Below are 10,095 nucleotides of genomic sequence, written 5' to 3'. Positions count from 1 at the left end.
AATCGGCGGAATGACGCCGACGGCCTATGCCCAGCACCTGGCCAACAGCGATATCATCAACCCCGGACTCTAAACCCGACTGCTACTCAGGATGGGGGGACGTCGCGCTTGGACCAGTCGTCGAACAGGTCGTCGTACAGATCCTTGACGTGCAGCTCGCGGCCACACTTGGATTGGCGGCCACACTTCACTACCCAAGGTTTTAGATGGTTGGTGTACAGCTCTTTCTTGCTGCACGAGGGGCACTTGCCTCCGCGCATGTACTCGGTACCACTCCGGTGCTTGAGTCCGTAATCCCTTTCCAGCCGGGACAGCACCTGTTGCCGCAGATCCTCTTGCATGACCTTCCTTAGACGCCGAGCTGGCGCCGAGGCGCATGCGGAGAGGGGGCGTTGTCGATCACGACATAAGCGCCGCCGGCACGGCGGTGCGCATCAACGGCGGCAGCGAGCAGCCGTGCTTCTTCGTGCTTGGCGTGCGGCGCGATGCGCTGCGGCACATTGCTAGCCGCATCAACGAATTGCGGCTCCTGTGCGGTGAACCAGCTACTGGCGTGCTTCACGAGCCCGCCTCGGTGCTTGCATGTTGGATATGGAACAAGGCGGTGGCGGCATCGGTCAGCACAACGAGGCGCTCGTCGAAGGCGTCAGAGGTAGCGAGGCCTTCGCGCATAAGCGCGACAACCACAACTGCGCCGAAGCGCTGATCTGTGTCCGGCGCGGCAGTGCGGCCGATGTATCCATGCTCGGTCTTCACCAGGCCGCTGTGGATGAGCGCAACTTCCAGGCAAAGCTTCGCCGTGGGCGGCAGTGCCGCCCAATCAAGGGTATTTCGCATTCGAGTTACCTCAGAGGTGAGGGAAGAGCGGCTCGCCGCCCATGGGGATCAAGTCCAGCTGGCGGTCGCCCAGCGATTCGCGGTAGGCCTGCAGCGCTTGGGCGCGCTGATAGGCCGGTGTTGGTGGAAGCTCGCTATGTGCGGTGGGTACGCCGCTGGGGCTGGCAATACCCGTCAACTCCGAATGGCCTGTGTAGGTTGCGCCACACATCGGGTTCTCGCAGACATACGAGTCGTGCCGCAGGAACTTATGTGCAAGGACGCTGGTGCGTTTGATGAGCCTTGCACTGCATGCTTCGCAGCGAAAAACGATCTTTTTCCGACCGAACATGCTCACCCCCTTGAGCTCTTGGCAGTTGGGATTTTTGTGGCACTATTGGGCGGTGCCTTGAGGCCAAGGGCGATCGCCGCCCTATGAGACTCGCCGTATTTTCCCTGAGAACGGCCGCGGAGCAGGTCATGCACAACCGACCGATCCACGCCGTTTTGCCTGGCGAATGCCGAGACCGTGACGCCATTTGCCTCAAGCCACTGTCGCGCCTGTTCCGGGCTGCGAGGCGTGAACTGTTGCAGTTGACTCTTGAGGGGCATGTGGCGGTTCCGTCTACTTGTGGGAATTTTGTTGACTTAACTCAACATTGTCAAGTAAGGGAATGCCTGTATGACTGTGGGGAAACGCCTGAAGGACGAGCGCAAGCGGCTTGGCCTGACGCAGGACGAGATGGCCGTGCAGCTGGGGCTGACGCGCTACGCGCAACTGAACTTCGAGAAAGACATCAACCTGCCCGGCGGAGCGTATCTATTGGCCGCGCTGGACCGTGGCGTTGATGTCATGTACGTGCTGTCTGGACACCGAGCGCAGTTGGATCCCTCCGATAGGCTTTTGCTGTCTGCGTTCAAAGATGCGTCACCGGCTGCTCGCAACGCTGTACTTGCTGCATTGGGCTTGGTAAGCGATGCCTCGTCTTCCAAGACTGGGGCCGGCCCGGTTGTGTCGTTCAACAACAGCGAAGTCGGCTCGGTGATTTCTACAACCGCATCGATCGATCAGGGCAACATGCAGATCATTGTTGGCGGACGTAAAAAAAAGAAGTCCTGATCGAGTTACAGATAGGACAGCTGGTCATCGCAAAAGAGTGCGTTCTCGACAACCAGCGGCAGACGTTTAATAACTGATGTTGCAAAGCAAAACGGCGATCATAAAAAAGCCGACGGAGGGCCGCCGGCTGATCAGCAATCATCCAGGCACGGAACTTATTGTGCTTTTCTGGGGGAATGTGCGCATTGACGTATCTGTTCGTAGGCCACTGTGGGAATGACCACGTCGAATTGATTGGAGGTCGGGACTAGCGTAGAGGGCTCCGAAGAACGCATTAGGAACGCGTCACCGCCTCCCTCTTTTCGGAACCAGCCAATGTGCATTCCCGGCAGGCTGGTGCCGAACTTGCGCAGGGGGAAGCGAATGGGCGTTGCATCCAATGCTTCGTCCCAACGCAGCGCGCTCAACGGCACGATCACCCTTTCCGTCCCAACGCGCAGCACAAGGCTGTCGTCACCGACACTAACGTGAGTGCTACGTGCCTGCCAGATGAAGAATGACGCAGCTCCAATGTTGACTAAGAAGACCGCTGCCAGAGCAGCCTTTTTCGACGGGGTTGGCGCTTTGCCAGCGTAGAGCATATACGCCACGAGCCCCATGACAAGCACGAACGGGCCGAAGATCGCAAGATATGTCTTGCCATCGGCCAAGTGCAGTGAGATATCGCAATTCATTTAAATTTCTCCTATGCTGCAATCGCGCGCATGCCGTATTCATACACAGCATCGACGATAGTAGGAAACGCATGTTCCTCATACGAAATCAGGCCCACCTGCTGCATGGCGCGTAGGAACGCCGCCACTTCGTTTCGGATGACCAACTTCGCGTGCTCCGAATACAACTCAGGAGCTCCCAGCATGGCAGCAGCGCGCTGCGCAACGCTGCAACTTTCGCAGATCTCCGGATCAAGGCGACTCATCTGCCCCGTGAACGCCGACATCGCCGCCACCTGATCCATGGGCCTCTTGCCAGTCACCGACACGCTGCTGACGAATGTTATAGCAGTGAATAGGACAGCTACGGCGTGTACACCCACCGCCGTCTCTACTGCTGCCACAACTACCACGAACGCCCCGGCGACCGCCTGACCTGGTGCTACACGCACTAACTCGGCGATGTTACCGATTGCGGCCAAGTCAGCCGCCGACGGCGAAGCGCTGCCAGTTGAAACGAACTTCTGAACGATGTCGCCCGTTAGTGGTGAATCCGGGGCCAGCCCCAGCGATTCCTTGATGATGCCAAGGTTCGTGGACAGAACCTTAGCCATCTGTTGGGTAAGCGCATCCGGCTTTGGCCTATCCAGCGCGCCGGAAACATGAAGATAGCTAAGCAGCGATGCATAGTCCTTTTTGTGGACTGCGCTCTGGACTTCTGGTGCTGAAAGCGCAACGAGCAGGGATAGAGTTGGCGCGTCAAGCGCTCGGGCGTCGTACCCAACCGTGGCCAGAAATTTCTGTGGATTCGAGTTGAATACCCCGCGCTGCGCCGGGTCGGAAAACATTTGAACCATTGCGGCGGACAAGCGCGACCAACGGTCCCATCCTTCTGCGGGCATGCCTCCCCGCGACAGCGGAAGCAGCATCTTGGTAACCGCTACATTGGCCGTGCCACCGGTCAGGCTTGCGGGCTCGCCAAACACCCGTGCTGTGCCTTCGATCGTTGCCGCGCCCACGGGCGCAGCAGTAGCGGCACCGGCCACGAGACTTGATTGAATGAACTTCCGTCGCTTCACCGTCCACACTCCTTTCGTTCGACAAGTTGATCGATAGCCGAGGTGAGTGCGTAGCGGCTCATCACCTCTGGAACGAATTGCTCGTAAGTAGCAGCAATTCGCTCGCGAATCTCGGGGTTTTTGTGCAGTACGGCGCAGTCCTCGCAGATGTGTACAGAATCGGACAGCAATTCATCAGCGCGCTCATCGCCCATGACCTTGCGCACGATTTCCCCCGGGCCGTCCATGCGCAGCCAGTATTTGAGGAAGTCATCACACTGGCGTAGATATGTGTCGGAAACACCTTCATCCATTGTCCCCAACTTCATTTCGGGAATGTGCTCCAACGTGAGCCCACAGCACGCCGAGACCTCGCCGTACGGAGTGACGGCAATGTTGCTGTGGATCTGTTCGCATGGCGTGGCACGTCGTCCCGTTGTAAGCGCGTGGTCTCGCTCCTCACCAGTGTCCTTGAACGACATCCAACTGTTCGACTGGACAATCACACCCCTTGATCGGAGGGTCTTCAAGGTTGGGTCTTTCATGAGTGCTGCCAGTTTTGCACTGTCTGCTGTATCCGCTTCGACGGTCACCAAGGTAAGTACGCCAGCATGAAATGCCGCCTCCACTGCGTTGACGACTGATTCCTGTGGAACCCATTCTTGGTGGTCCTTGCCGGTACTGATGTTTAACTCGCACAAGCCTGCGCGGGCCAGCTTGCCAGCCAAGCGCTTGGCCGTAGCCTTCGTTTTTCCCCAAGAGCCATTAGAGACAATACGCGTGACCAAACCCAGAGAAGTGGCCTCCGCGATGATGGCAACAAGGTCATCTTTCAGCAAGGTCGCTTCGCCGCCTGTGAACACCACTGCACGCAGCGACTTAAAGCGATTTTTTACATCGTGAAGTGCCCGAATCATCTCGTCGCGACCAAGCCGTCCTTTGACCTTGGGACTGCTTTCAAAACAGCACTGAGTGCAGGCTGCAGTGCATCGGTAAGTGGTGATGAAAGTAAGTGTTTTCGGCAACAACGTTGTGCACAGATCCATCTGGATTCTCCGATTATTTCCCCGGTCGGGCTGTCCGCATAGTTATTTTCATTTAGCGGAGAAGGTTCATGTCCATCGCCTCCGACGGGAGCTAAATGTGACCAAAATCCCTATTTTTAGCAGTTCTTGCGCGTTCCTCATTGCGATCTGTTCGTCACTCTCCTAGTCGCCTGACGTCGATGTTCAAGTCTAAACAGCCTTCGTCTAGCTAACCATCAGATAATTCCTAAATGTGCTGCGAGAGATAGGTCAATGTGAAAGGGAACGGGACCGTGAAAAATTTGCCCATCGAAGCAACGATGCTTGCATGGCCAACGCACGTTGGTGGGTACTTGCTGACTGCACATGCCAGTGCTGTCGGAGGATTGTTTCTGCCGGAAATTCCTACCTGCATCAGGTGTCCATGCGTACACCCAGGCTGCTGCGTATGCCGAACGTCAATAGGCATTGTGCGCAAAGTTGTCGGATGATCCACTGCTAATTTTTCAGGTCCACAGCAGTAGATGCTCTTTAGGCGGAGGTACACGAAAGCTCAATGCGTATTCTCCAACTCAAGCGAAGTGGTGAAACCGCTTGAGCCGTTGATGGCGTGGGTGGTCTTTGCAATCAGCCAGCATTGCTTATCAATCTCCGGTTTGAAGCCGCTCACCGTGAGGCTTTGCTCTGGGAATAGGTCAGCCCGCCCAATCGCAAGTGTGTAGTCAAACTTCGCCAAGCCGCGTTTCACCCGCTCCAGCTCCGCGCGCGCATGTTGGCGTGCCGTTGCCTCATTGGCATACGACTCGCGCAGGCGCTTGACGTTGTCGTCCTTGCCCGCCAACACCGATTGCCGCCGCGCCTTGCCTTTGTCCACCCAGNGCGCATGTTGGCGTGCCGTTGCCTCATTGGCATACGACTCGCGCAGGCGCTTGACGTTGTCGTCCTTGCCCGCCAACACCGATTGCCGCCGCGCCTTGCCTTTGTCCACCCAGTAGGCGCGCACACCGGTGTAGGCATCCCGGTCGGCAACGGAGTAGCGGTGTTGGTCGCCGTCGCGCCGCGTCAGGGCGACAGTCGGCAGTGGTTTGCCGGTCGCCGTGGTGCCGGCGCCGATCGGCGCAAACACCAGCGCACCTCCCTTCACCGTTGCCACCGCATCGAAGCGATGGCCCAGTCGGGTGAGCAGATTCATGTCGCTCTCGTTGGCCTGGTCGAGATGGGAGAGCTTGGTGCGTGCCAGTGCCTCGGCGACGCGCGGCGTCAATCCATGCTCGCTTGCGAGCGTTTTGAGCACTGCGCCCAGCGTGGTGTTGTGCCAGCTGCGCTCGCGCCGCGTGCGCGCACTGGCGGTCAGATCGGCGCTACGCGCGCGCACAGTGATGATGTCGGGCGCGCCGCTGTACTCCACCTCGTCCACGATGAAGGCGCCTTTGTCGACCAGGCCGGTGTCTTTCCAGCCCAGCGCCACAGTCAGGCGCACGCCGCGTTTAGGCAGCGCCATCTTGCCGTCGTGGTCGTGGATGCGCAGGTCTAGCTGGTCGGCCTCGCCGCTGCGGCATTCGGTGAGGGTGAGATCGAGCAGGCGCGGTGCGATGCGCTCGGTGATGTCTGTGCCATCGAGCACCACGCGCCACTGCGGAATCGGGTAGCTCATGCGGCGGCCGCCTCGGCCGCAACGTCGTCCGTGCGACGCAGGCTTAGTTGGAACTCAATCCGTCGCGGCGTGCCGTCCTCGAAGAACAGCGAAGCGGTCTCGTTGATCGACAACAGCAGGTATGGTCCGTACACCACGCCCGCTCCATCCACCAGTGGTAGCGGCTCACCAACGGCCGCAAGATGTCGCAGCGTGTCCAAAGACTCGCGGGTGCCAGTGAGTTCGGGCGCGATCAGGCCCGACAGCTCGATGTTCTCATCGCCTGGTCCCAGGAACTGGCTGGCTGCTCGCGCACCGACGCGCTCACTGGTGGCGTGGCGCCAGCTCATCTGCCGCTGCAGCTGCAGGTATGCGGCGCTATCGAGGGCAAACACAAACGTGCCGTAGGACATCATCATCGCGGGAGATCCTCAGTCGTCGCGCAGGCTGGAGCGGCGGGTGGCCACCGTTCGCCGTTCGCGGTCTTCGATCTGGCGGGCGACTTCGCGCGCCAGTGCGTTGGCATCCATGCCGGGTGCGGCATGGACGTGGATGACGTAGCTGTTGCCGCCTGCAGGCGCGCTGGCAGCGCGCACAGGGGCCGACAGCGGCGCACGCATGTCGATCGCCGCCACAGGCGCTGTGGCCGTCGCCAGGGCCAGGCCCGCGCCCATCGCACGCATGCGGTTACCGAGCGCCGTGACAGCCTGCACAGGCGCGCCCTGGCCGCGCTGCAGGCCGACAGTGAGGCCCTGCATGGTGAAGTCGCCCAACTGGGCGAACACGCGCGAGGGGCTATGGATGCCCAGCAGGCCCTTGAAGCGATCGACCACACCGGTGCCGACACTGGCGATCGCATTGCCGGCGGCGCCGAGCTTGGAGCGGATGCCCTGGACAAGGCCGCTGATCATGTCCGCGCCGGCCTGCAGCATCCGGGCCGGCCAGTTGGCCAGCTGCAGGTTGATGCCCGCCCAAAGCTGCAGCAGCCCCTGGCGGATGCGATCGCCGTTGCCGGTAAACACGCCCACGATCAGCGACCACGTGCCCTGGACGGTTTGCCACACGCCGCCGAGGATCTGCTTGATCACCGGCAGCACGAACACAAACGCCTGCACCAGCCAGCCGATCGCCTTGACCGCCAGCTGCAGCTGGGTGACCAGCATCGCGCCCAGGATCTGCCCAAAGCCGCGACCGGCTTGAGTTGCACCATGCAACTGCGCGGTGGTGGCCTCGAACGGCGTCAGCAGCTGCTTGACCCATGCCCAGGCCTGGCCCATCGCAGCGGCCACGGTGTCCCACACCGGCGCCAGTGGCGCGAGCGCGGTCTTCAGCTCGGCGAGGACCGGCGCGGCAACATCGACGATGCCTTGCCAGACGCCAATGGCGAAGGCCTTGATCGGCCCCCAGTACTTCCATACCAGCAGCGCCACCGCAGCGACGGCCGCGCCGATGGCCAGCACCGGCAGGCTGACGCCGCCCAGCAGCGGTAGCAGCAAGCGGGCACCATTGGCAAGCATGGGCAGCACGCGGCCGCCGAACGCCAGTGCCTGCCGCAGCAGCGCACCGAAGCCTTCACCGCCCGACAGCAGCGCCACGGCGCCATGGATCTGCGAGAACGCCATGGCAGCAACGCCGCCGGCCACCAGCAAGCCGCCGAGGATCGTGACCAACGCGGCGGCGCCGATCGCCACCTTGGCGATCGCCCCCACCAGCACCGGATTGGCGCGGATCCACGTCGTGACCTGGCCGACCACGGCAGCGGTGTGTTCGGTCAGTTGCTTGAACTGCGGCAGCAGCACCTGGCCGATCGATTGCGACACCACCACGGCGGTGTTGTTCAGCAGCTGCAGCGAGTTGGCCGAGGTGGCCACCCGCGAGGCGTACTCGGCCGACATCGACCCGCCTAGCGCTGCGCATCGGCGACCTTAGCAAAGTTGCCCTGCAGCAGCTCCAAATTGGTCAGCAGCGGTGCGATCGCTCCGATCGACTCGCGACCGAACAGCTGCGTCATCGTCGCGGCCTGCTCGGCCTTGGGCAGTGCGCGCAGCTTCTGCAGCACCGACATGATTGCCCCGCCTGCATCCTTCTGCATGACCTGGGCCATCTGCGTGGCCTTGATGCCCAGCTTGTCGAAGGCCTCGCGCTGGCTCTTGGTGGCCGACTCGCCCGAGGCCAGGGTGAGCAGTATGTTCTTGATGCCGGTGGCCGAGACTTCCGACTCGATGCCCATGCCGGCGACGGTGGCGCCCAGCGCCGCCAGTGGGCCGCTCTGCAAGCCGGCGACCTCGCCCAGGGCACCAATGCGGTTCACCACCGCGCTGATTTTGTTGACGCTGGCAGGGCCGGTGTTGCCGAGGTAGTTGATCTTGTCGGCCAGCACGACCACCTCCGCCTGGCCCATGCGGAAGGCGGTGCGCCAGGTGGCCATGGTCTGGCCGGCTTCCTCGGCGCTGCTGTCGAAGGCCACGCCCATCTTGGCCGCGTCCTCGGCGAAGCGGACTAGCTCCTGGCGCGGGATGGCGGCCTGGCCGGCGGCGGCCACGATCTTGGCAATCTCCGCCGGCAGCATGGGCAGGCGCATGGAGAGGTTCTCCACATCGCGGCCCATCTGCAAAAACTGCTGCGGCGTCTTGAAGTCCACGACCTTGCGCACGTCCGCCATGGCGGACTCGAACTCCATCGCATCGCTGATCGGCAGTACGGAGGCGCGCAAGGCGCGCTGGCCGGCGAAGGCCATGCCGGCGCCGTAGGCACCCGCCTGCAGGCCGGCGCTTTGGATGCGTGCGGTGCCACGCTGGGCAGCATCGATCGCCACCAAGCGCTGCTGCTGGGCGCGCATGGCGGTGTTGGTGCTGTCGATTTCGCTGCGCAGGCGGCGCTCGTGCGTGACCAGCTCGCGGGTGCTGATTCCGGCCGTCTCCAGGCGACCACGCAGCCGCTGCAAGCCGGCCTCCTGCGCGCCGTGAGCGGCCTTGAGTTCGCGTGCGGTGCGCACGGCACGCTCGAACTCGGCATTCATGGCAGCGGTCGGCGTGCCAGTGGCCTTGATCTGTTGGGCAAGCGTGCGCACCGATTGCCGCTGCGCATCGAGCGCGGCCTTGGCACGCTGTGCCAGCGCGACCTGCTCGCGGTAGGCGCCGATGTCACGGTGCTGGCTGTTGAGTTGGCGCAGCGCGTCGCGCTGGTTGCGCAGTGCGGTGGCAACGCCACGGCTGCCACTGAGCACGCGTTTGAACGGACCGGTGGCGCGGTCGACGGCAGCCAGGATGACCTGCAGGCGCAGATTGTCGGAGGCCGCCATTTAGGCGGCCTCGTGGTTCGGGTAGGGCATCATTCGGCTCCGCTTCGTAGGCGGGCACGCTCGCGCCACGCCGTGAGTTCGTGCAGCGACCAGCCGTCCATTTCAGACGGTGGCCAGTGGAAGATGGCCGCGATGTCGGCCATCGCATCCTCTACGCAGTCGGGAAATCCGCTTCCCTCTGCGCCTTCGGCAAGAAAAAAACCTGCACCTCCTGGCCGAGGGCCAGCAGGTCGGCAGGATCCATCGCATTGACGTCGGCGGTGGTCAGCGTGGGCGAGGAAATGCGCGGCAGCAGTGTTGCCAGGGCGGTGACATCCAGCTGCAGCACGTCGGTCAGCTTGAGGCCGCGCAGTTCGCCTGCGCCGGGCTTGCGCACCTTGAGGTCGGTGATGGTCTGCTCGCCGCGCGTGATGGGCTGGTCGAGGGGAATGGCTGGGGAAAAGGTCGGGGTCATCGGAAGGTCTCAGGGCTGAGGCCTGGCGGCGCCAG

The 10,095-nt window shown here is 62.0% G+C and carries 13 protein-coding genes and 1 pseudogene; 1 reads left to right on the top strand and 13 read right to left on the bottom strand.

Annotated features, from left to right (window positions below; all coding sequences use genetic code 11):
• Window positions 1-86: 86 nt before the first annotated feature.
• The 5 genes from XCSCFBP4642_RS24865 to XCSCFBP4642_RS27170 are packed head-to-tail and all read right to left on the bottom strand — an operon-like array spanning window position 87 to window position 1,428.
• Complete coding sequence (locus XCSCFBP4642_RS24865; RefSeq protein ID WP_033898382.1) at window positions 87-341, bottom strand: hypothetical protein; 255 nt, start codon at window positions 339-341, stop codon at window positions 87-89.
• Window positions 342-349: 8 nt separating this feature from the next.
• Entirely contained in the window at window positions 350-562 is a 213-nt protein-coding gene (locus XCSCFBP4642_RS0114140; RefSeq protein WP_029220367.1) for a hypothetical protein, read from the bottom strand.
• Window positions 559-837, bottom strand: coding sequence for a hypothetical protein (locus tag XCSCFBP4642_RS0114135; protein WP_029220366.1), 279 nt, complete (start codon window positions 835-837; stop codon window positions 559-561). Before XCSCFBP4642_RS0114135 ends, XCSCFBP4642_RS0114140 begins: the two co-directional genes overlap by 4 nt.
• A gap of 10 nt (window positions 838-847) precedes the next feature.
• Window positions 848-1,168 (bottom strand): ogr/Delta-like zinc finger family protein, encoded by a 321-nt coding sequence (locus XCSCFBP4642_RS0114130; RefSeq protein WP_029220365.1) that lies wholly within the window; start codon window positions 1,166-1,168, stop codon window positions 848-850.
• 2 nt (window positions 1,169-1,170) lie between these two features.
• Entirely contained in the window at window positions 1,171-1,428 is a 258-nt protein-coding gene (locus tag XCSCFBP4642_RS27170) for a DNA-binding protein (protein WP_084624529.1), read from the bottom strand.
• A 70-nt stretch (window positions 1,429-1,498) separates the two neighbouring features.
• Here XCSCFBP4642_RS27170 and XCSCFBP4642_RS0114125 point away from each other — a divergent pair, with 70 nt between their 5' ends.
• Window positions 1,499-1,936 (top strand): helix-turn-helix domain-containing protein, encoded by a 438-nt coding sequence (locus tag XCSCFBP4642_RS0114125; protein ID WP_029220364.1) that lies wholly within the window; start codon window positions 1,499-1,501, stop codon window positions 1,934-1,936.
• A gap of 155 nt (window positions 1,937-2,091) precedes the next feature.
• Here XCSCFBP4642_RS0114125 and XCSCFBP4642_RS0114120 read toward each other — a convergent pair whose 3' ends face one another.
• From XCSCFBP4642_RS0114120 to XCSCFBP4642_RS0114090, 8 genes and pseudogenes are all read right to left on the bottom strand, one after another.
• The gene (locus XCSCFBP4642_RS0114120) at window positions 2,092-2,610 is read right to left on the bottom strand and encodes a PH domain-containing protein (protein WP_029220363.1); all 519 of its coding nucleotides are present in this window, start codon (window positions 2,608-2,610) and stop codon (window positions 2,092-2,094) included.
• 11 nt (window positions 2,611-2,621) lie between these two features.
• On the bottom strand, window positions 2,622-3,668 hold the full coding sequence (locus XCSCFBP4642_RS0114115; protein ID WP_152527275.1) for a hypothetical protein: 1,047 nt from the start codon (window positions 3,666-3,668) through the stop codon (window positions 2,622-2,624).
• A complete protein-coding gene (locus tag XCSCFBP4642_RS0114110; RefSeq protein ID WP_033898378.1) occupies window positions 3,665-4,693 on the bottom strand; it encodes a radical SAM protein in 1,029 nt (342 codons plus the stop codon). The genes XCSCFBP4642_RS0114115 and XCSCFBP4642_RS0114110 overlap by 4 nt, the downstream gene beginning before the upstream one ends.
• A gap of 532 nt (window positions 4,694-5,225) precedes the next feature.
• Window positions 5,226-6,326, bottom strand: coding sequence for a phage late control D family protein (locus XCSCFBP4642_RS24860; RefSeq protein ID WP_029220360.1), 1,101 nt, complete (start codon window positions 6,324-6,326; stop codon window positions 5,226-5,228).
• Window positions 6,323-6,724, bottom strand: a complete 402-nt coding sequence (locus XCSCFBP4642_RS0114100; protein ID WP_029220359.1) for a phage tail protein — start codon at window positions 6,722-6,724, stop codon at window positions 6,323-6,325. Before XCSCFBP4642_RS0114100 ends, XCSCFBP4642_RS24860 begins: the two co-directional genes overlap by 4 nt.
• A gap of 12 nt (window positions 6,725-6,736) precedes the next feature.
• Window positions 6,737-9,606: pseudogene (locus XCSCFBP4642_RS24855) on the bottom strand (phage tail tape measure protein).
• 29 nt (window positions 9,607-9,635) lie between these two features.
• On the bottom strand, window positions 9,636-9,749 hold the full coding sequence (locus XCSCFBP4642_RS27165; RefSeq protein WP_005922203.1) for a GpE family phage tail protein: 114 nt from the start codon (window positions 9,747-9,749) through the stop codon (window positions 9,636-9,638).
• Window positions 9,750-9,757: 8 nt separating this feature from the next.
• The gene (locus XCSCFBP4642_RS0114090) at window positions 9,758-10,060 is read right to left on the bottom strand and encodes a phage tail assembly protein (RefSeq protein ID WP_029220358.1); all 303 of its coding nucleotides are present in this window, start codon (window positions 10,058-10,060) and stop codon (window positions 9,758-9,760) included.
• Window positions 10,061-10,095 lie beyond the last annotated feature (35 nt).

The organism is Xanthomonas cassavae CFBP 4642, assembly GCF_000454545.1.
Lineage (GTDB): Bacteria > Pseudomonadota > Gammaproteobacteria > Xanthomonadales > Xanthomonadaceae > Xanthomonas > Xanthomonas cassavae.
Note: the sequence above shows the minus strand (reverse complement) of the source record. Positions and strands in the feature narration are given on the sequence as shown.

Bases quoted from the DNA above. Each gene is read 5' to 3' on its own strand.
- XCSCFBP4642_RS27170 (WP_084624529.1), bottom strand. From the start codon at position 1,428: ATGCCCCTCAAGAGTCAACTGCAACAGTTCACGCCTCGCAGCCCGGAA.
- XCSCFBP4642_RS0114125 (WP_029220364.1), top strand. From the start codon at position 1,499: ATGACTGTGGGGAAACGCCTGAAGGACGAGCGCAAGCGGCTTGGCCTG.
- XCSCFBP4642_RS0114135 (WP_029220366.1), bottom strand. From the start codon at position 837: ATGCGAAATACCCTTGATTGGGCGGCACTGCCGCCCACGGCGAAGCTT.
- XCSCFBP4642_RS0114120 (WP_029220363.1), bottom strand. From the start codon at position 2,610: ATGAATTGCGATATCTCACTGCACTTGGCCGATGGCAAGACATATCTT.
- XCSCFBP4642_RS24865 (WP_033898382.1), bottom strand. From the start codon at position 341: ATGCAAGAGGATCTGCGGCAACAGGTGCTGTCCCGGCTGGAAAGGGAT.
- XCSCFBP4642_RS27165 (WP_005922203.1), bottom strand. From the start codon at position 9,749: ATGGCCGACATCGCGGCCATCTTCCACTGGCCACCGTCTGAAATGGAC.
- XCSCFBP4642_RS0114130 (WP_029220365.1), bottom strand. From the start codon at position 1,168: ATGTTCGGTCGGAAAAAGATCGTTTTTCGCTGCGAAGCATGCAGTGCA.
- XCSCFBP4642_RS0114100 (WP_029220359.1), bottom strand. From the start codon at position 6,724: ATGATGATGTCCTACGGCACGTTTGTGTTTGCCCTCGATAGCGCCGCA.
- XCSCFBP4642_RS0114110 (WP_033898378.1), bottom strand. From the start codon at position 4,693: ATGGATCTGTGCACAACGTTGTTGCCGAAAACACTTACTTTCATCACC.
- XCSCFBP4642_RS0114090 (WP_029220358.1), bottom strand. From the start codon at position 10,060: ATGACCCCGACCTTTTCCCCAGCCATTCCCCTCGACCAGCCCATCACG.